Annotated in this window: 15 protein-coding genes and 1 pseudogene; 8 read left to right on the top strand and 8 right to left on the bottom strand. The window is 40.8% G+C overall.

Annotated elements, in window-relative coordinates; all coding sequences use genetic code 11:
- Positions 1–908: 908 nt before the first annotated feature.
- Entirely contained in the window at positions 909–1970 is a 1062-nt protein-coding gene (locus LV85_RS03495) for a hypothetical protein (RefSeq protein WP_111316793.1), read from the top strand.
- 18 nt (positions 1971–1988) lie between these two features.
- Here LV85_RS03495 and LV85_RS03490 read toward each other — a convergent pair.
- From LV85_RS03490 to LV85_RS03470, 5 genes and pseudogenes are all read right to left on the bottom strand, one after another.
- Positions 1989–2180: pseudogene (locus tag LV85_RS03490) on the bottom strand (helix-turn-helix domain-containing protein); the annotation flags it as partial.
- Positions 2181–2304: 124 nt separating this feature from the next.
- Positions 2305–3435 carry a TIGR03364 family FAD-dependent oxidoreductase gene (locus LV85_RS03485; RefSeq protein WP_111316792.1) on the bottom strand — a complete coding sequence of 377 codons (1131 nt, stop codon included), beginning with the start codon at positions 3433–3435 and terminating at the stop codon, positions 2305–2307.
- A 42-nt stretch (positions 3436–3477) separates the two neighbouring features.
- Positions 3478–4452, bottom strand: coding sequence for a metallophosphoesterase family protein (locus tag LV85_RS03480; RefSeq protein WP_111316791.1), 975 nt, complete (start codon positions 4450–4452; stop codon positions 3478–3480).
- Between the two features lie 19 nt (positions 4453–4471).
- A complete protein-coding gene (locus LV85_RS03475) occupies positions 4472–5176 on the bottom strand; it encodes a phosphonatase-like hydrolase (protein WP_111316790.1) in 705 nt (234 codons plus the stop codon).
- Between the two features lie 30 nt (positions 5177–5206).
- Positions 5207–6289 (bottom strand): zinc-binding dehydrogenase, encoded by a 1083-nt coding sequence (locus LV85_RS03470; protein ID WP_111316789.1) that lies wholly within the window; start codon positions 6287–6289, stop codon positions 5207–5209.
- A gap of 315 nt (positions 6290–6604) precedes the next feature.
- Here LV85_RS03470 and LV85_RS03465 point away from each other — a divergent pair, with 315 nt between their 5' ends.
- The gene (locus LV85_RS03465; RefSeq protein ID WP_111316788.1) at positions 6605–7894 is read left to right on the top strand and encodes a DUF5690 family protein; all 1290 of its coding nucleotides are present in this window, start codon (positions 6605–6607) and stop codon (positions 7892–7894) included.
- Here LV85_RS03465 and LV85_RS03460 read toward each other — a convergent pair.
- Positions 7891–8475 (bottom strand): helix-turn-helix domain-containing protein, encoded by a 585-nt coding sequence (locus tag LV85_RS03460; protein WP_111316787.1) that lies wholly within the window; start codon positions 8473–8475, stop codon positions 7891–7893. The two genes, LV85_RS03465 and LV85_RS03460, sit on opposite strands and share 4 nt — an antisense overlap.
- Positions 8476–8729: 254 nt before the next feature.
- On the opposite strand from LV85_RS03460, the gene LV85_RS03455 reads away from it, so the two are divergent.
- The 4 genes from LV85_RS03455 (at position 8730) to LV85_RS03440 (ending at position 17341) form a co-directional block, all read left to right on the top strand.
- The gene (locus LV85_RS03455) at positions 8730–11963 is read left to right on the top strand and encodes a SusC/RagA family TonB-linked outer membrane protein (protein ID WP_111316786.1); all 3234 of its coding nucleotides are present in this window, start codon (positions 8730–8732) and stop codon (positions 11961–11963) included.
- Between the two features lie 16 nt (positions 11964–11979).
- The gene (locus LV85_RS03450; RefSeq protein WP_111316785.1) at positions 11980–13761 is read left to right on the top strand and encodes a RagB/SusD family nutrient uptake outer membrane protein; all 1782 of its coding nucleotides are present in this window, start codon (positions 11980–11982) and stop codon (positions 13759–13761) included.
- Positions 13762–13944: 183 nt separating this feature from the next.
- Positions 13945–16434: an outer membrane protein assembly factor BamB family protein gene (locus LV85_RS03445; protein ID WP_111316784.1), complete on the top strand. Its 2490-nt coding sequence runs from the start codon at positions 13945–13947 to the stop codon at positions 16432–16434.
- Positions 16435–16447: 13 nt separating this feature from the next.
- Entirely contained in the window at positions 16448–17341 is an 894-nt protein-coding gene (locus tag LV85_RS03440; protein WP_111316783.1) for an alkaline phosphatase, read from the top strand.
- Positions 17342–17515: 174 nt separating this feature from the next.
- On the opposite strand, the gene LV85_RS03435 is transcribed toward LV85_RS03440, so the two are convergent.
- The gene (locus LV85_RS03435; protein WP_111316782.1) at positions 17516–18496 is read right to left on the bottom strand and encodes a GlxA family transcriptional regulator; all 981 of its coding nucleotides are present in this window, start codon (positions 18494–18496) and stop codon (positions 17516–17518) included.
- A gap of 120 nt (positions 18497–18616) precedes the next feature.
- On the opposite strand from LV85_RS03435, the gene LV85_RS03430 reads away from it, so the two are divergent.
- Complete coding sequence (locus LV85_RS03430) at positions 18617–19501, top strand: SRPBCC domain-containing protein (RefSeq protein WP_111316781.1); 885 nt, start codon at positions 18617–18619, stop codon at positions 19499–19501.
- Positions 19494–20360 (top strand): VOC family protein, encoded by an 867-nt coding sequence (locus LV85_RS03425; protein WP_111316780.1) that lies wholly within the window; start codon positions 19494–19496, stop codon positions 20358–20360. Before LV85_RS03430 ends, LV85_RS03425 begins: the two co-directional genes overlap by 8 nt.
- Positions 20361–20718: 358 nt before the next feature.
- On the opposite strand, the gene LV85_RS03420 is transcribed toward LV85_RS03425, so the two are convergent.
- Positions 20719–21819 (bottom strand): NHL repeat-containing protein, encoded by a 1101-nt coding sequence (locus tag LV85_RS03420; protein WP_146260417.1) that lies wholly within the window; start codon positions 21817–21819, stop codon positions 20719–20721.
- Positions 21820–21896 lie beyond the last annotated feature (77 nt).

Here is a 21896-nt window from a genome sequence, read left to right as displayed (position 1 = left end):
TGTCGGCTATTATTCAATTTGTGCTTGTTGGACAGTTAGATGCCATTTCCTTTCTTTGGAATTTAAAAATGATCTAATTGGTAAGTTGTTAGTGGTTTAAAATTGATCAAAAGGCAAGGTCATTTTTAGATTTAGGATTTTTTCCATTTCTTACTTCCCTAAACCGTTTAAACTTTGTTTTAAAGCGATATTATATTCTAGGTTTTCCTTACAAAACAGGAAAGAGAATGCTTCTGAAAAAGTAAAATGAATAGACAATTCGTACACCTCGTACAGCTCGTACCCCTCGTACCGTACGAATTGTACGAGGCTAAAGTGAGACTCTAAACCATTCAAATTATTTCAATCCTAAGACAACTCAAATACCTTCAAATTTTCAGGAAAATTAAAGGTTCATTTTCTAGTTTTGACCCTAGCTAAAATAGGTTCGTTTTCTGATTTCACATCAAAAAGAAAAAAGATCATTCAAAAACCATAAACATAACCTATATGGCGTTTAAACACATGTTTTGAGAGGTTCGAAATGGTTCAATTCAAATAAATTTAATATTGTAAAAGCAAAATGAACCTGTCCCAGTTTTTGTCCCAGGTTTATCGTAAGTCTCTGAAAATCAGAAGTAGTTTGTAGCGCTGTTCCCGCTACAAAGGATACTAGAAATGGTATCCTTTTTTTTTGTGCTTAAAATTTGTACTTCTTGTGGTATTGTTTTCTAGGTAATGATTTAGAGGTCAATAGATCAAGCCGCGATGGCTATCGGGGCAGTTCCCGCTTTAAGAACTCCTTATACGTAAAGTATTTGGGGTTTTCTTTTTTTTCGAGGTACACCGAGGAGTACACTTTGCGTAATCCAACTTTTATTTAGCAATAGCAGGCAATTTTTTTAAATTCACAAATTCTGATTTTCCATATGAATTCTTATTTAAATCAAGTCATAAACTCCTTTGCAGAAATGGATTCTGCTCAGCTTGGTGAATTGCTGGATCCACAGTACACCTATCAGGATATGCCTTTACCACTTTTTGTTGAAAAATTAGAAGGGATATTTAGTCTCTTCAGAAGTCAGGGGGAATCTCAGCTAGAGGTGCTGACTGGATATTGCGATAATCTTTCCTGTAACCCTAGGCTAGATCGAAGGACCTATCGCTTTTACAGTAAGGTCACGCGAGATTACTTGGACCTGCGGTTTAGCTTAGAGCCAAGCGATGACGGGCTGGGCGAACTTATTGCAGAGATCTACCAGTGTTACTGTTTTAACTGTCTGGAAGACAACAATGGTTGGTATGGAGATTCTATGGTTCTGACTTCTCATTTGGATGAGAGAACTGATTTTTCTGACAAGCCAGATGTCATGCTTCATTTACAACTTGCGGGCGCAGCAGTAAAAGAATCAGCTCATTGGCCACAGCGAATAAGTAAGGAGTTTTTGGAGGCTTGGCTGATGAAATACGAGCCTACTTATGATTTTATAGAGGTTTCTTCGGGGGGCTTTGATTTTGAAACGATGAGTTGGGATGATTTTTATATGTTGTTCTATTCACTCAAGAGTCATTTAGACTTGGTTACTCATTTTGCGAGAGACTTTGATGATGATTTTTTGAATAATTCTGAGTGTTCAGAAATGCAGATCATAGAAAAACTGTTACGCTTCGATAAATATCTCAATGAGCATGAGTTTACTTATTTAACCTTGAGAAGAAGTGATGATGTTTCTGTTCAAATTCATACACATTCCTATTGGATAGAAGGTGAGGAGTTTGATTTTTTTGCTGAATTCCATGACTGGTTCAATATTATGTATGGTTTGTACGTGCACAGATATTATGCGCTCACTGAAGCTGAGACAGATGAATACCTAGAATTTGAAGAGGATTATGATCCTGAGTACAATTTAGGTTCCCTGAAATTCCATATGGACATCAGAAAAAGAGCTCGGGAAAACGGGGAATACATCCCGCTGAGGGATTTTTAATATTGATCAAAAGAGGCTTTAATTCACCCCCATCCCTTTATTATACTTATTCCTATACTCGAAAGGAGTGAGGCCAGTGATTTTTTTGAAGGTGGTACGGAAGGCTTTGGTGTCTGAGTAGCCTACATCAAATATAACTTCGTTGAGGTTTTTCATGCTAGTTTCGAAGCTGCGCTTGGCAGCCTCAACTTTTACTCGCTGAATGTATTCAAGGAAGTCTACATATGGAAAGGAAGCTCTTTACTATAGGCATAGTAAGATCATCTTGAATAATTCAATGCGGTTTAGTTTATAGGTGACAAGTATTCCTTTGATATAAATATCTTCCGGAGCATTAGTCTTTGATAGAGTCTACCACCTCTTCACCCAGCCCAAATGAGAGTGTCATGCCTGCTCCACCCATACCGTTGACAATGGTGACTGCATCATCGATTTGATGGACAAATTCTGTGGCTCCATTAGTCATTTTAGGGTAGATGCCATGCCAAGAACTTCCGATTTCCCAATTTTTAAAGTGGGCGAATGTCTTCAAAACATCCAGGATCAGTTTATTGATGCGTTGCGTATCGAATGGCGTGAAGTTAAGTCCGTATTCATGGCTGTCACCTACGGTCAATTCACCCATTCCATTCTGTGAAACCATCACATGAATACCTAGGTCTAAAAGCTCTTTGTATTGCTCAGTGTAGACTTCCTTTAATTGTGATAAAGAGGGAGCCACCTGAAAACCTTTGTAATGTATAAAACTCAATCCTGCGCAAAGGGGAGGTCCGATGCGCCAGCTTTGCGGTTGCTGCACTAGTCGCATCATTTGGAGCTTACATTTTGTGATAGGTGTAGTCTCAAATAATTCTGGGTATAAGGTTTCAAAGTCTGCGCCACTGCATACAAATATTTTATCTGCCGACCAGGATCTTTGTCCACTATAAACCGTATTTCCTTCGATTCTTGAGATTACCCTATTCCAGATAAAATCTATTCCATCGAGACTATCCAGGTATTGGGCAGTTTTAGCAATCGCTTCACGAGGATCTACGATCATCTCATCGGCTGTCCAGAGTGCACCTTTTAGATTTTTAGACACCGACGCGGGACTTTTCAATAGCGTTTCTTCAGGACTGAGCTGATGTGCAGATTTTTGATTTTGCATGGCTGTCACGTACTCCTTGACTACCTGAAGTTCCAGGTCAGTGTATGCTAGATGTAGTGATCCTGTTTGTTCTGACCAAAAACCGGCTTTTTGGGACATCTCCAACCAGACTTCTCTTGAGCGCATCGCACGTTGATAGCAAGGGCCTTGCTCTTGACCGATTGGCCAGATCATTCCAAAATTACGGACAGAAGCACCTTGAGCCTGTGGGTGGCGCTCGATGACGGTTACTTTCCAACCTTTGGCATAAAGCGCTCTAGTCATAGAAAGTCCTACGATCCCTGCACCGATTACGATTGCGTGTTGTTGATTCATGGAGTTGTTTGTGTTTTTCTTTGAAAAAATAGATGGAGGTGTCTATTGTGATAAGGAGATTTTGAGATTTTTGATTTCTGGAATTACCCAATCATATAGATCGGTTTCACCATCAATTTTGTATCCGAGTTCCTTAGGAGATTTACCCACCCACTTACTTCTTCTTCCTTTCACAGTTATTGTTTTAGAGGTAGGGTCTATAGTCAAGAACGCGAATAAACTTTCCTCATAAGGGCAAGTCAAGTCAAGGATGGGGTGCTCTTTGATGATAGATGCTTCGAAAGTTGTGTGCTTGTAGTCATCCCCAACCCAGTAATAAGAAGCAGAATTGATATGAAGGTAGTTTACATCATTGATCACCTGATGTTGATCAATGTGCGAATGACCATTGATGCAAAGGAGAATTTTGTCGGAATACTGGCCTAGCAGTGATTGGATTTCTGTCGCATTATCGACAGCGAAAAGGCCTGCAAGGGGCTGGTGACAACAAATCAAGACTGGTAATGTGGATTTCTCCAATTGCTTCTGAAGCCAATTGATCTGCTCGGCCCCAATGAATGAAACGTAGCCTCCTGTGTAAGAAGGCGAGCCCTTTTCGTTTCCATCCAGCACTATCAGGCGAATTCCTTTTAGATCTTGAGTATAATATGTAGCGGGCATCCCCCAGACGCTAAGACACTGTTCTTTGGTAAAGCCCGAGTCTGTATCATGATTGCCAATGACATGCAGACTGTGCTGATGTGCATTGTTAAAATCATCGATCAATGCTTTGTTAGTGTCGGAAGGGTAGGCGAAATCACCCAGCTGCAAGATTGCATCAGGGGATTGTTTTTTGACTTCCGTTAAAAAGCTGGATAACCTTTCTGCTCCATCGTGCATTAGATCCTGATGCAAATCAGCTATGACGCCAATGGTAATTTTTTTAGAAAAAACGGCTTCTAGCTCACTGGAAAGATCCGGCAATGCAAAGCTAAACCCAGCCAGTGCTGAGTTTTTGATAAAAATTCGACGGTTCATAGGTCGGGGCTGTTTTGGATTAAACTGTTTCTAAGGCAATTATTTCTTTCAACTCTACTAAAGAATCTATGATGAAATCAGGGTCAGCAGTATTTAATTGCTCAGAAGTCTGCGCTCCGGTAGTCACACCGAGGGTCAATCCGCATCCGGCTGATTTTCCTTCTTCTATGTCGACGACAGAGTCACCAATTTTTGCCACTTGCTTTGCATTGGATATGCCACACTTCTCCATGGCCACATAGATCATGTCTGGGGCTGGCCGACTGTTTTTGACATCGTCAGCAGTGATGAGTGCATCAAAAGTTTCACCTTCTTTCCATCCTAATTTCTCCAAAAGAGAAAGTGCTGTCTGTTCATTATAACCTGTATTTAGTGCTACTTTGATTCCATGTTGACGTAAATAACTAAATAGTTCGCAGGTGCCTTTATAGGTGTTTACTTCCAGATTTTTATAGGCTGCCTTAAGGATAGTCAGAAAATCAGCAAAGGCAATTTGTGCATCCTTTTCTAGGTCTTCTGCAGATGAATAGACAGGTTTCATGATGTCACGAATCGCTTGAAGTTTTTCTTTCCCACCTCCAATTAGTAATACGTTATTAAGGGAGAAATCATGTCCAAGCTTATTGATGGCCTGTTGAAGTGATTTATAGACTACATTGTTTTCGTTGACAGTTGTCCCTGCCATGTCAAAAACGATCAGTTTGATGTAGTTTTTTTCGCTCATTTTATTTGATGATATAATTGAATGATTTGATTAGTTTGGAGTGATGCCCACTCTGTATTTTCCAGATTTATTGGCCGATTTAAAGGCGTCATCAAGCTTTGCCAAGCAAAAGTCTGTCTCTACAAGACTTTCAAAAGGATAGAGTAAATGTGTTGATTCAAGAAAATTGATGGCAAAAGCCAAGTCTTCCGGGCTGTAATTGTGTAGTCCTTTAATTGTCAGAATTCTTCTTACCACCGACTCGGCATTGATGGAGATATTTCGCTCCGAATATACAGCGCCCACCCAGATGGCAATCCCTCCTATGTTTAAAATATTTAGGCCTTTTTCCATTGCTGAAGCAGATCCAGTGGTGTCTATGACGATATCAATGCCTCCGAGCGACTGCGTGATGCTTAGTATCTCTTCTAGTGAAAGGTTCGCATCGATGCCTCTGTCTGCTCCAAATCGTGTACTGTTTTCGATTCGTTGAATAGTTCTGTCCATGGCAAATACATGCTTGGCGCCAGCAAATTTTGACATCGCACAAGCTGAAATTCCTAACATTCCTGCACCGATTACGAGCACATTTTTGTCTGTCAGGCTCCCTGCTAGTCTGATAGCTCCAGCTATAGTAGCATGGGTGCAGTTCAAAGGAGCAGCTTCTTTTGAAGAAATTCCAGAGGGGATTTTGAAAATGTCCGTTCCCTTTCTCAAATGGCAGTGTGTGGCAAATCCCCCGCTGAGAACGTCGTTTTGTTTGATTTGCTCATGACCATATTTGAAAAGAGGTTCAGATTTTTGAGGAATGCCCTTAGCCGCCATCATCCCAGTATGGTCATGGGCATAGACTGACCAAGTCACGAGATCTCCAATTTTAAGCTTATCGCCATAGAAATCAGTAAGCCCTTCTTCTGCTATGCGAGTGATCCGACCGATAACTTCATGTCCCAGTACGCTTGGTGTATGTGCAGCACGACGTCCATAAAACGTATGAAGATCACTCGTGCATATAGTCGTGTAGGTGATCTCTACGAGTGCCTCGCCTGATGTTAAATTCGGAAGATTTACCGGCGTAGCGGAAAATGGCTTCTCCAATTCAGTAAAGATCATTGCTAGGGCTTCTTTCTTCATTTCAAATTTTATGTCTAAGGACCAATGTAAATGATTGCAGTGTACAATATTTCTATTGCAAATAAACTTAAAAAATTTCCTAATTGGAAAATTAATTTCCTGTTAGAAAACTTAATAATCCCTTAACATTCAGAATTCAAATTTCAAATCTGTCCCTAATACCTTTGATCCGTAAGTCAAATGGGTTCATTAATTCATTGTTTTGAAGCTATTTGCTCTCTTTATTCAGTTTTAATACAGGATCTCAAAAGCAAGTTGAATATCATCTGAAGTCTTGATGCTCCATCTATATCCAAATTTGAAAAATTTCATGATATGAAAAATACAAGCATCTTTTCTCATAAATATTTTCCAGAAAAATCAACGGTAATGCTGATGGTGGGTGCTTTTCTGTGCTATACAGGTATGTATGCGGTCCGCAAATCATTCCTGGCAGGACAGTATTTGGATATGGATTTTTTTGGGATGGATTTTAAGACCGTCTTGGTGATTAGCCAGGTTTTGGGGTATATGTTGTCCAAGTTTGTAGGAATTAAACTTGTGTCAGAGATGACATCTACTAAGCGTGCTACATCCTTAGTGCTCTTGGTCGGCTTCGGCCTGTTGATGCTGTTGGCATTTGCAGTTTTGCCAGTTGGTCTTAAGCCATATGCCTTATTTTTGAATGGATTGCCACTAGGGATGGTTTTTGGGTTGGTGTTTTCATACCTGGAAGGACGAAAAAATACGGAGCTTTTGGCAGCAGCGCTCAGTGCAACTTTTATTTTTTCGACTGGATTTGTGAAAACGGTCGGAGTTTGGCTGATGCTGGATTTTGGAGTAGGGGAGTTTATTATGCCCTTCCTTACTGGTCTGATATTCTTTCCGCTGTTTTTGGTTTCTGTCAAGATGCTAAGCAGATCTCAGCAGCGATCAACGGAAGATGTAAGTCTTCGCTCTGAACGCTCACCGATGAATGCCAAACAGCGAATGGATTTTCTAAGAAAGCATGGACTTGTATTTGGAGGGTTGGTTGTGGTTTATGTTCTACTGACAATTGTGCGTGATTTCCGCGATAATTTTATGGTGGAGTTTTGGGCTGAACTTGGGATGCAGGCCAAACCTGAGTTGATCACTCTGACAGAAATCCCGGTAGCAATATTGGTATTGATGTTAGCTGCATTTGGAGTTTTGATTCGGGATAATCGTAAAGCTTTTAATTATGGTATCTACCTAAGTATAGTGTGCTGTATTGGGATCGTGGTCCTAACGTGGTTTTTTGATAAGGGGGTAGTGTCACCCATCTGGTGGATGGTGATCAATGGTGTGGGGCTTTACCTTCCTTACATCCTGTTCCATTGTTTGATTTTTGAGCGTTTTATTGCCTTGCTTCGATTCAATGGAAACGTCGGATTTTTATTTTACACCGCAGATGCACTGGGATACACAGGAAGTGTGGGAGTGATGCTGTTCAAAGAATTCAGCAACACGCCAGTCACTTGGGTGAATTTCTTGGGAGATCTAAATCAGCTTGCTGGATTGATAATGACGGTCGTATGTGTTATCACCTTGTTTCTATTGCAGTTCAAATCAAAAAAGCAACTTGAATTGGCTCTTCATGCTTAATTCATGGTGATCAGATAGACTACTAAAATGACAGCATCATGGCTAGTTTCATTTTTAGGAACATGAGGGATATTGCCATCAAAGAATAGCGAATCGCCTTCTTCTAGGTGAAATTTCTCCGAGCCTAGCTCATATTCGATTTTCCCTTTTAATATATAGATGTATTCAAATCCGGCGGTGGACACGCTAGCTCTTTCGGCTTGGCTTTTTAGTGTAAGAAGCGAGATCTCCATGGAGGATTTTTCAATGGGATAGTTTAAAATCATCTGATATTCATAGCCTGTGGACTCTTCCTCTTTGTGCACAGCAGTGTACTCACTTTTTTTCCGAAGGATATATCCTTTAAAGTCGTTTTCGGATTTCAGATCACTGAAAAAATCCGAAATATTCAGATTTAGAGTCTGAATCAGCTGAATCAGAGATGGTAGAGTGGGTATTACGCGACCATTCTCGATTTTGGAAATCATGGCCATACTCATGCCTGATTTTTCGGCCAGCTCTCCAAGTTTCCATCCATTTTCTTTTCGGATCGCCTTAAGCTTGTTGCCGATCTGTATGGTTAAATAATCTGAGTTTGTCATGTTTTTCTATTTGCTTCCAAAGTAGTGAAAATTTCCTGTTATGAAAATATTGAAGTTATGTTATAGATGATGTTAAATTTCCTTCAATGAAAAATTATTTCTATTAACGAAAACATAATGCTTCTTTTTAATCCTTAGTAAGGCTTATAGGTACTTTTGAGTAAGAAAAATAATGAGTTTCTGATTTGTTAATTTTCCTGATAGGAAAATTTTGAATTTTGATACATTTAAAAAACAATAAATTATTTCCGCTTATGAAAAACATGATTACTCAAAGCAAGCCCATAAGGAGTCTCGTGATGGCGATTCCTATTCTGGTGTTTAGCTTACATAATGGTCAAGACGTCTATGCCATCTCGCGAGTGTCAATTGGTGCTGATAAAGAATCTTCTTCACAGCAAATGGAAAACAAGACTGTCATTGGTAAAGTGATAGATTCAGAAACCGGGGAGGGTATGCCTGGTGTAACCGTGGTGGTGAAAGGGACGACTACAGGGACTGTCACGGATATTGATGGAGCCTACACGTTGACTGTAGCTGATGATGCGAGTGTATTAGTGTTCTCCTTTGTCGGCTATGAAGTCCAGGATGTGCTGATCGGTAACCAAAGCAGAGTTGATGTTACAATCGTACCTACCTCTATTACCATGGATGACTTTGTGGTAGTAGGCTATGGTACGATGAAGAAAGTGAATTTGAGTGGTGCGGTAGATATGGTGGAAGGAGAAACATTCGAGAATCGTCAAGTAGGCTCTGTTGGTGAGGGGCTTCAAGGTTTGATACCTAACCTAAATATTACTCGGTCAAGTGGCAAAGCTGGGAATAGCCCGGAATTTAATATTCGTGGGTTCACCTCATTGAATGGAGGGGCTCCCTTGATTTTGGTGGATAATATTCCAGTTACTAGTGCTGAGTTGAATGCGCTTAGTCCTAATGATATATCTTCTGTTTCTGTGCTGAAAGATGCTTCTGCTTCAGCGATATATGGAGCTAGAGCAGCATTTGGTGTGGTTTTGATTACCACCAAGGTGGCTCAGTCTGAAAAATTGACTGTGAGTGCGAATGTTATTTACGGGATCAAAACACTTGGCCAAACACCTGAGATCGTAACAGATCCATACTCGGTGATGAAGTACAAGCATGAAGCTGCGGCGCCTCTTTATAACCTTTACCCTGAAGAGGCAAGAGCCTATGCGCAAGAGCGGTCAAATGATCCTTCACTGCCTTCAGTGATTGTTGATCCAAATAACCCGGAAAAATACCTCTATGTGGGACAAACAGACTGGCTCAATGAAGTGTACAACAAATCCAGCCCGAGTTACTCAGCGAATTTCAATATTTCGAAAAAGGATGAGAATATAAATTACTTATTTTCTGCTGGGTATTACCGTCAAGATGGTATGCTAAAGTATGGAAATGATATTTATGAGAGAATTAATCTACGTTCGAAAGTAGACTTTACGATTACTGATTGGCTAAAATTTGGTAACAACACGGCTTATTCTAGGGTCGATTACGATCAGCCTTATTACAGTTCTTGGCTTTTCTTTCACAATGCTAACAGAACGAATTCGCTAGATGTGCCAAGAAACCCAGACGGAAGTTGGACGAGTGCAGGAGCAGGATTATTGGGAAGATTGCAAGAGGGTGGAAGGTCCGTTTCCCAAGGAAACGACATGCTTTCTAAATTTGATGTAGACCTCAGTATTGTCAAAAATATTTTCAGTATAAAAGCTGATGTGACTTTCAGAAGGGTTGGTAATGATACACATTCCTTTGACGTGCCGATACCTTATAAAACGGGGCCAGATCAACCGGAACTCTATACAGGGACAAATCCAGCCTTTTCTCAGAACTCCTCCGAGTCGGTTAATCACACGATTCTAAATGCTTATGCAGATTTCAAAAAAGAGTTTGGTGGGAAGCATTTTGTGCAGGCATTGGTAGGCTACAATCAAGAGTCTCGCGTACTTAATTCATTCAATGTTTCTCGTTCAGATTTGATAACCACCAACTTACCTTCTGTCGCTCTTGCTACTGGGACTTGGAATGGTGGCGAAGGATATTCGGATTGGGCGGTGAGAGGTGCATTTTATAGAGTAAACTACACCTTTTCCAATAAGTATATTATAGAGCTTAATGGTAGATATGATGGTACGTCTCGCTTTCCAAAAGATGACCGATTTGGCTTTTTCCCTTCTGCCTCAGTTGCTTGGGTAGTTTCTGATGAGGGGTTTATGGAAAGTGTTTCGAGAGGATTGAGACTTGATTTTTTCAAGCTAAGAGCTTCATACGGATCATTGGGCAACCAAGCAGTATCAGATTATGGGTATATACCTTCATTAAGTGCGGGACAGATTGGTCAGGTGCTGGGTGGCGAGAGGCCTTTAACAGTGTCGCCTCCTGGCTTAGTAGCTGGATCATTGACTTGGGAAACAGTTGAAAGCTTAAACTTTGGTACTGATCTAACATTCTTTGAAGGTAAACTGGGTGTTAATTTCGATGCCTATTCTCGCAAGACAAAAGATATGTTAGTGAAGGGTAAGACCCTTCCTGCGGTTTTGGGAGCCTCCGAGCCCAAAATTAATGCTGGCGATTTAGTGACTAAAGGTTGGGAAGGAAGAATTTCTTGGAATCATCACGGTTCGATGGGTGGATCGCCAATAATGATTGGTGTTGGGTTTAACCTGAGTGATTATCAGACAGAGATTACGGCTTATGACAATCCTACAGGCAATTTGAATGATTATTATGATGGTATGAAGTTAGGTCAAATCTGGGGATTGACCACAGATGGGTTTTTCCAATCAGAAGCAGAGCTAGAGACACTGGATCAGAGACCTGTAGGTTCGGATGATCAAGGATATGTTTTCAACGTCGGAGATTTGAAATTTCAGGATATCAATGGAGATGGTAAAATCGACAAGGGAGACTGGACTTTAGAAAATCATGGAGACTTTAAAGTGATAGGAAATACTACTCCTAGGTATCAGTTTGGTTTAGATCTAAACAGTGCATGGAAAGGTTTTGATGTACGCGTATTCTTTCAAGGAGTTGGTAAAAAAGACTGGTATCCAGAAAATGGGAACCATTATTTCTGGGGTGTTTACGCACAGCCATGGACAAATGTGCAGGTGCACAATTTAGATTCCTGGTCTCCTGAAAATCCAGATGCCTACTTCCCAAGAGTGAAAGCTTACATCGCAGAGGATAAATCTGAATTGGGGTTACCTCAAACAAGGTATTTACAAAATGCAGCTTACGTGAGATTAAAAAACCTTACGGTAGGATATAGTCTGTCTCCTAAAATGCTGGAAAATTCAAGGATTCAAAAAGTGAGGTTTTACTTCACAGGTGAAAATCTATGGGAGGTTTCTAAGCTGAAAGCTAAGTTAGATCCGGAAGTGATCGGCTCAGGTGGAAGCAGTAACACGACAGCTTACCCATTCCAGAGAACTATGTCTATTGGCATGAATTTCACATTCTAATTAATCTCAACACAACATGAAATCATCAATTTATAAATTATTCTTGTGGAGTTTTATTATCGGACTCTCCACTTCTTGCAACGACGATTTCCTTCAGAGAGATCCTCATGTTAGCATTACTTCAGATCAATTTTTCAGGAATGTTCAAGATCTGGAAACTTATACCAATGGCTTCTATTCACAGATGCAATACAGTTTTGAAGACTTAGGGTCCGATAATATTTCTCTGAACACTGGATCAAATGAGGTGGATCAGGTACTTGTAGGTGGTGTATCTGCTGGAAATGTAGGAGGCTGGAGCGACTGGTCTGACTTGCGTAGAATCAATTACATGTTAGCTCGTGTGGATGATGTGGTAGGCTCTGAGGTAGAGATCAATCATTTCATTGGAATAGCCAGACTCTTTAGAGCTTGGTTTTATATTGACAAGGTGCAGCGCTATAGCGATGTGCCTTGGTACGATGTTGACCTTTCAGACACAGATGAAGAACTATTGTATAAAGAAAAAGATCCCCGAGAAATAGTTGTGGATAATATTATTGCTGATTTAGAATTTGCGGCCGTAAATGTGAAAGATGGCACTGATCGTACTCGAGTAACGAAATATGCAGCAATCGCGCTTTTGTCCAGATTCGCATTGTACGAAGGAACTTTCAGAAAATATCATCCAGAATTGGGACTAACTGGTAGCGAAAATGCATTGCTAGAGCGAGCATTAAGTGCAGCTGAAGAAGTGATTTCAAGTGGAGCTTTTAGTGTTTATTCCACTGGCAGCGTAGATGATTACTCTAATCTTTTCAAAAGCCCAAATCTAAACGGAAATCCAGAAATGATCTGGTGGGTAGATTCAGACGAGAAATTGGGAGTAGGAAATAATACCCACGTGGTATACAACTGGCAGTGGTCGCTAAGCAAGGATTTGGCGGATACTTACTTAATGGGTGATGGCACTCCTTTCACTTCACAGACTGATTTTGACAAAAAACCTTTTGTAAAAATGTTCGCAGATAGGGATCCACGTATGATGGCTACCATCGTCCATCCTGGATTCAAAACAACAGAAGCGGGAGACCCAGTGAGAACGAGTCCAAATTTCGGTGGATATCTTCAGGTAAAGTATTATCCAAATGAATCAGAGCGTAAAGGATGGAATCTTAACTATACGGACCTTCCAGTGATCCGATACGCTGAGGTTTTGCTCAACCTTGCAGAAGCTAAAGCTGAGTTAGGAACCTTAAATCAAGGAGATCTTGACAGAACAGTGAATGTCTTAAGGTCTCGAGTAGGAATGCCGGCACTTCAATTAGGAATAATCGCTGATCCATACCTTGGAGCCCAGTATCCTGCTATTTCGGGGAATGGAACGCTGCTGGAGTTGAGGAGAGAGAGAAGAGTCGAATTAGCTTGTGAGGGATTTCGCTATTCAGATATGATGCGTTGGGCTGCTGGGGATAACTTTAATTTGGGACAAGAAGGAATGTATTTTCCTAGCTTAGGCGCTTTTGACGTGACTGGTGACGGAATCGAGGATATTGCCATACTGGAGAAGCCAGGTAGTGAGGGTGTACTTTCTGGGTTTTCAGAGGAGGTGAGAAATTCACTTTCAAAGTTTTATCTGCTTGATGAAAATGGGACTCCTCAGAGTTTTTACTTGTCAGAAGGTAACAAGGGTTTTGTAAGGTTTACAAAGAATAAAGACAACCCTCCAATGTTTGAAGGTCCTAAATATTACTACAGACCAATTCCACAGCAGCAATTAGTGCTAAATCCAAACCTAGAGCAAACTACTTTTTGGTAGGCTCTTGTCGTATGGAATTTGATTAAAAATAAGTTGGTTTAATTAGTTCAAAACAAGCTCCTGAGTAAATGGAGCTTGTTTTTTGACTTATTCTTCCTGAAGTAACTATTCATAAATTAGGCAGGCAGCTATGGGATTTATCTAAAACTGCTTTAAGCCAATGATCGTAAATAAAAATTTGTAATGAAAATTAAGTTATCCTTTGCTCTTATTTTTATGATAGGAATGAGCCAGTCAGTGTTTGCGCAGCTCAAAGGAACCATCTACTGGGATGAAAATGGAAACGGAGTAAAAGATGCTTCTGAAAAAGGAGTCTCTGAGGCTGTTGTTTCCGACGGACTTCATGTCATCCGTACCAATGCAGACGGTACATTTGATTTGGAGGGCTGGGAAAAGCAACGTTTTGTCACCATCTATCCAAGTGCAGATTTTGATTCGCCTACTCGCTACATTCCAATTACTTCAAATTCACAAAACTATGATTTCGGAGTAATTGCAAAAGAGAAAAAGGAGAATGTGACTTTTTTACATATTTCGGATACGGAGACCTATGAATATGGAGACTGGGTGGATGATCTGAAGAAATACATCAAGGTCCAAAAGCCGGATTTTGTGGTACATACGGGTGATATCTGCTATGAGTCTGGCATGAAATGGCACAGCGAGCACCTTACGGAGAAACAACTCGGAATTCCAATTTATTATAATCTAGGTAATCATGATCTCATCAAGGGAGAATATGGTGAGAAATACTTTGAATCCAAGTTTGGACCAGCTTGGTATGCACTGGAAGTGGGGAATACGTTGTATGTGATTACTCCGATGATGAGTGGTGATTATGCGCCAAGTTTCACCCGTGAAGACATAGGTACTTGGATGCAAAATTTGGTCAATGCCTACGCTAAGGATATGCCCAAGATCTTTTTTAATCATGACCTGCTGACAAATGGGGACGAATTTGATTTCAAGGTTAATGAAGAGAAATCTATTCATCTAAATGACTATAATCTAAAATCATGGGTCTATGGCCATTGGCACATTAACATGGTAAAGACACACGGAGAGAGTGGCGTAACGACTTACAGCACGGCAACTCTTGCAATGGGAGGCATAGATCATTCTCCTTCCAGTTTTAGAGAAATCAAAGTCGATGCAAAAGGCGATACCAAGAGTCAGTTGATCTGGACTTATCTGGATCGTGATATTCAAATCGTCAATCCACAGGAGGGAAATATGACACTTTCGTCTGATGGATTGCTGCATTTCTCTGTAAATGTATATGACTCCGGGTCTGAAGTGGATAGTGTGCTGTATAGCTTGTGGGACAAAAATGGATTTAGCTGGACTTCTTCCATGCAGGAGGATAATTGGTCTAAAATGAATAAAGTGACAGACTGGAATTGGAGAGCTAATATTGATCCTGGCGATCATACTAATGCGACTTTGGTGGTAGATGCTTATTTAGCAAGCGGAGAAATCATTCATAGAAAATCCACTTTTAGAATAGTTACAGCCGCCAGTCCAGAAGTAACTACAAATGATACCTGGGCGAATCTCGCCGGAAATTCCGCTCATGACGCAGTAGTTTCTTCCGTTCAAAAGCCTCCGTACGAGTTAGCTTGGACGGCGAATATTGGCTCGAATATTTATATGAGCTCGCCTGTGTTGTTTAAGCAGTTTGTCTTATCGGCAGGTTTTGATGATAGCAATGAGGATAAGAATTTTATTGCTTGTTGGGATGCATTCGGTGGGGAGGAAGTTTGGAAGTTTAGGACAAAAAATGGCGTAAAAAACCAGATGGTTATTGTCGGTGATTTAGTCGTAGCGACTGATATGCTGGGGATCACTTATGCCATTGACATAGCTTCTGGGGAATTGATATGGGAGAAAGATCTTCAATACCGTCGACTGCCTGGCTTTATTACCGGCTTGGTGACGGATGGAGAGATCGTCTATACAGGTTTTGCCGAAGCACTTTCAGCACTTGATGCTGCAAGTGGGAATATTATCTGGACTTCAAAAAAAGGCGGAGGAGGTGAAGGGACAACACCTACCATGACGATTGCAGATTCAGTACTGATCACCGGCAGGCATTGGGGATCACTGGATGCTTTTGATCGCTTTACCGGTAAGTTTCTTTGGTCTAGGTCTGATCAGGGTTTGCGATTCAGAGACGGAGTGATTGCCTACAAAGAAGGATCGCTTTGGGTTGCGGAGCAGGATACGTTCCATGAAATTGATCTAAAAACTGGTGAAACTAAGCGCACTTTTGCGACAGCAATGAAAAATACCGGCACATCATCCCCGATTGTTTTGAAGGATCGGGTTATCCTCGCAGGTTCTAATCCTGGCCTGGCTTCTTTTGATAGAACCACAGGGCAAAAGCTCTGGGAATTTGAAGTGGATCCGGCGCTATTTTACACACCATCTTACTTTAAAGACCAGCAACAAAGCCTAGAGTCTACACCAATCTTGGTTGGAGATCATTTGGTCTTCGGTGCGATGGATGGCAAAGTCTATGCAGTGGAAGCAAATACAGGAAGGTTGCTATGGAAGAGGTATCTGGGTGCTCCGATTATGACTTCAGCTGCGATCTCTGATAAAGGATTTTACATCTGTGATTTTGCTGGAAATATTTACTATTACGAATCATTAAATGGTACTCCGTACTAATAACTAACTCTCTATGAAACACCTCTTTATTATTTCTTTATTGCTGGTTTTTGCTTTTCAAAACAAAGGCCTGTCCCAAGTAAAAAAAGCCAAACATGTCATATTGATTGGGTTTGATGGATTGGGATCATATGCCTTTCCGAAGGCAGAGATGCCCAACCTGAAAAAGCTGATGGAAGGTGGTTCTTACTCTTTGGAAGCAAGAACGGTTTTACCCTCCTCCAGCGCAGTCAACTGGGCATCCATGCTGATGGGTGCGGGTCCTACTGCTCATGGTTTCACTGAGTGGGGAAGTAAGACACCTGAAATCCCTCCTTATGAAGTGACCAAATACGGTATATTTCCATCCATTTTTAGCTTGATCCGAGATCAAAATCCAAAGGCTAAAACAGCAGCCATTTTCAGTTGGGGTGGTATAGGTCCTTTGGTGGAAAAGGATGCTATTGACGTGGTTTACAATGGAGAGACTGAGGATCTTTGTCTTGATAGGGCGATTGAAGTTATTAAAGAGGGGGAGACTACCTTTATGTTTTTACATCTCAGTGAACCTGATGGTGTGGGTCATAATATAGGTCATGATACTCCCGAGTATTACGAAGAGTTGAAAACTGTAGATTCTAAGATCAAACAGATTGTTGATGCTGTCGCTTCAGCTGGCCTTACTGAGGAAACGATCATTATGCTGTCATCCGATCATGGCGGAGTGGGAAAAGGCCATGGCGGAAAATCACTTGAGGAAATTTACATTCCTTGGATAATCTCTGGCCCTGGTGTTAAAACGAATCACCAAATAAATGACCTCATCATGACTTATGATACGGGAGCTACAATTGCTTGGATTTTGGGACTTGATGTGCCTCAAAGTTGGCGAGGAAAACCGGTAGGAGATAGCTTTGATTCCTATTAAGTCGCTGATTTTTTCCGCTTTAATCTGTATTTTATTACAGGAGTATAATGTTCTTTTTAGGCGTAGTGCTCTATCCCTAATCTTATTTTGTGGGAGGGAAAACAAAAAAGCTACCAATCTGGTAGCTTTTTTTATCGTCTAAAGATTTGATCCAGTGGAAATGATAGACTTATCTTAATTCACCCCTATCCCTTTATTATACTTATTCCTATACTCGAAAGGAGTGAGGCCAGTGATTTTTTTGAAGGTGGTACGGAAGGCTTTGGTGTCTGAATAGCCTACATCAAACATAACTTCGTTGATGTTTTTCATGCTAGTTTCGAAGCTGCGCTTGGCAGCCTCAACTTTTACTCGCTGAATGTATTCAAGCACCGAATTGTTGGTGACTCTCTTGAATCTCCGTTCGAAGCTCCTTCTTCCCACGGCAACTTCTTCTGCAAGATGATCCACGCTGATGCGTTCTTCGATTTTCTTTTCTATATATTCTTGCGCCTTTTTTACAGCCTCGTCCTGATGGGATTTTTGACCCTGAAACATGGAGAAGGCAGTCTGACTATCTCTGTCTATGTCTATTGCAAAATACTTAGCCGTCAAAATGGCGATTTCCCGATCTGCATATTTCTCTACCAAATGCAACAAGAGGTTCCAATAGGAATGCGCTCCTCCGCTGGAATAGATGCCATTTTCTTCTGTGACTATTGCGTCATCTTGAACGTCCACTTCGGGATAGAACTCTCGAAATAGATTTGTAAATCCCCAATGTGTAGAACATTTTTTACCATCTAGTAAGCCTGTAGCTCCCAGTAGAAATGCACCTACACAAAGCGAAGCAATCTCGGATCCTGCTTCATATTGGGCTTTGATCCAAGGGATATAGGCTTCATTTGCTTCTACGGCCTGTTTCATATCTCCAAAAAGTGCTGGTACCACGATTAGATCTGGCGTACTAGCCTCGGGTAACAGCTTGTCGGGGAATACGGAATAGCGTTTGTCGTTTAATTTGACCTCTGGGTTCAGTCCCACCAGTTCAACATTAAAAAGTGGGGCAGCTCCAGATTTGATCAAAAAGTCATTGACTGCCGAAAAGCAAAATTGAGGATCGGCAATGGCTTGCAAAACAGATCGTTCTGGAACTAGAATAGCAATATTCTTCATAACTTGAATTTAATGTTTCCTGTCGTATTTCGCCCATCATTTGTCTGAATTGAACAGGAAGAAATAGTCTTTTGCTAGATAAATTTGTTAAGTACATTTTTCTAATTAAAACTAAAAGCCATGACAACTACTCAAAAAACCAAGATTAAGGTGCAGACTACAGTCAACTCAGACCTAGAAATAGTCTGGGATTACTTCACACAACCTAAGCATATCATTCACTGGAATTCGGCCTCCTCAGATTGGCACACGCCCAACGCTGAGAATGATCTACAGCCAGGAGGAAGTTTTACCAGTAGAATGGAAGCCAAAGATGGAAGTATGGGTTTTGATTTCAGTGGGGTATATCAAGAAGTAGAAAAGCATTCTTTTTACAGCTATATCCTGGAAGATGGGCGCGAGGTGGAGGTGACTTTCCGGAAAGTGCCTGCTGGGGTGGAAGTCACAGAGATATTCGATGCTGAGAGCGAGAATTCTGTGGAGATGCAAAAAAATGGCTGGCAAGCGATCTTGGAAAGCTTTAAAACCTATGCAGAATCAGATGCGAAATTGGTCAGATTGCATTTTGAGATCTTGATCAAAAACACTCCTGCTGAGGTCTATAGGATTATGCTGGAGAAACCAACCTATGAAGAATGGACGGATGTTCTCTCTCCGGGTTCCACCTACATCGGAACTTGGGAGGAGGGAAGCAAAGTTCTATTTGTGTCTCAGGGAGAAGAGGGCAATTCTAATGGACTGGTAAGTAAGGTCATTAAAAATATCCCAAATAAGCATGTGGATGTGGAGCATATTGGACTGCTCAAAGAAGGTGTGGAAATAACGGAGGGGGAAGAGGTGGAAATGTGGCAGGGAGCTCATGAAAAATACTCTTTTAAAGAAAAAGGAGCGGATACCCTACTTTCAATAGACTTGGATTCCACCATGGAATTTGAAGAATACTTCACTGAATCCTGGCCAAAAGCCTTAGACAAAGTCAAAGAAATCTGTGAACAACATGGATAATCAATCTGTGAATACTCTAAATAAGCCCATTTATCCTTGCTTATGGTTTGATGGAAATGCGAAAGAAGCAGCTGAGTTTTACTGTACTGTCTTCTCAGATTCTAAGCTAGTTGACGAAACTCCCATGGTAGTCACCTTCATGTCTGCTGGGCAAAAGTTTATGTGTCTCAATGCTGGGCCAGCGTTTAAGTTTACGCCCGCTATTTCCTTTTATACGATTGTTCGAAATGAAGCGGAGATTCAGGATGTATGGGATAGATTGATTGAAAATGGAAGAGCATTGATGCCTCTGGATAGTTATCCCTGGAGCAAAAAGTACGGTTGGGTTCAGGATAAGTTTGGGCTTACCTGGCAGCTCACGATAGATAAGCATGAAATGCCTGAGCAGAGGTTTGTCCCAGCCTTAATGTTCTCTGGAACTAACTTTGGCAAAGCCGAAGAGGCAATCAATTTCTATGGGAATATATTTGAGAATTCTGGGATTAAGCTGGTTTCCAGATATGGAGCTGATGATTCCAATGGACAAGAGGGAAAAATCAATCATGCCCAATTTGAATTGAATGGACAGGTGTTTGCCGCTATGGACAGCGCGATTGTGCATGAGTTTGATTTCAATGAAGCAGTATCTTTTGTGGTGGAATGTGTCGATCAAGCACAGATAGACTATTTCTGGGAAAGGCTCACAGCTGGCGGCAAGGAGAGTCAATGCGGCTGGTTGAAGGATAAATATGGAGTTTCTTGGCAAATTGTACCTGAAATTCTCTCAGAATTGATGGCTGATCCCGATAGGTCTGTACGGGTAGTTCAGGCATTTATGAAGATGAAAAAGTTTGATATCGAGAAACTTATCAATGCCTGATAAGCTGTTTATGGATATTCCGTGTGTCAGTCTGAGTATTTTAAGAATATGTCATTCCGAGTATTAAATATTCTTTGAACATACAAAAATGAAATGACAGTAATTTGTTTTGGAACCATAACCACGGTCACCTTGAGCACTTGAGAGACGAGAGTCTCGAATTCGAAAGGTTCTCGAACCTCTAGACTCCCGTCTCTCGGGTACTCGAACTGACCAGCTTTTGATGTCCTCAAATCAATCTGTCATTGGTAGTAAAGTTGAAGATCTTTTCCCTAGGTTGTCCTTAAAGTTATCCCGCTTCTCCAGAAGCAGGATTTATGAGTCTCAAAGAACAGCTGTTCTAAACGAGATTGACTACTCATTCTTTCACCAGCCTACCTCTATACACAGTAAAATCCTCCTGTTCTTCTTCTCCTGTATGTTTTTTCATCCACCAGATATCTTCTCCTATTACTTTGAAACTATCGGTGTTCATTTCAGGTAAGTCCAAGGGGATAAGGTTTCCCTTTGCTGTCAGGACCACAGTTTTGATTTTTGATTCTTCAAATAGACGCCAGAATACTTCTTTTGTAGCCTCGCCAGCCATCATCTTTGCTAAGCCACTTTTATCAGATGGTGTTGGTTTATAGCTAATCAGAAAGTCGTTGCCATATTTCTCCAAACTGATAATCTGTGAGGGGAAGGGATTGATCTTATTGTCCGTAGGTTTACCGTAGCCGACGGCTCCTTTTTCAAAACCTGTTCCTGCTACAAATCCAGCTAGATCTAAGTTTGTTTTATCTTTTAAAATAGGCTCTAGACCTGACCAATCGTATGAATACATAATTGGCTCATTCTGAAAAGCTACATATAGCATTTGTGATTGTTCATCATATGAGAATACCGGTCTGAAGTCTTCGAATAGAAACATATTCCCATTCAAGAATTGGGAGCCTTCCGGAAATGGTAATATGGCCTTGGTTTCCTCTGTTTCAAGATTGGTTAGAAGTAGGTTTTTTCTGGCATGAAAAAAATCTGGACCGAAGTCCCCGTTTAAGTCCTCCATAACATCCAGAGAATACAACAGGTAATCTTTTCCATCTTTTTCAATGACTTGCTGAGATTTGAAAATTGTGATTGGTCCACTGAAACTCATTTGTGTATAATGTATTCCAAAATCCTGGATCAGGTCTCCATTTTTCTTCAATACTTTCAGGCCATTAATGATATCAACAATGACCAGATTTCCCGATTTGTCGGTAGATATATTTCTATTGAGATTGGAAAAAGAGCCTGGAACATCTCCTTTTTTATTCCATTTTTCTATTGGATTTCCTGCTTTGTCAAAAACATAGATTTCGGCAGCCATCGCATCTTTAAATAGCAAATGCTCATCATCCGCAGTCTGAAATAAAAACAATGTTGCAAGAATGTCCTTTACCGTCACTGAATCCAATACCTCCAGTTTATAACTGGGCATTTCGATAGAGCTGTTTTCAGTTTGATTGTTCTTGGTCTGACATGAAAAAATAAGACATGCAAGAAAGGAAAAAAGCC

This window comes from Algoriphagus chordae (assembly GCF_003254055.1).
Classification (GTDB): Bacteria; Bacteroidota; Bacteroidia; order Cytophagales; family Cyclobacteriaceae; genus Algoriphagus; species Algoriphagus chordae.
This window is presented reverse-complemented; position numbering and strand designations above follow the sequence as displayed.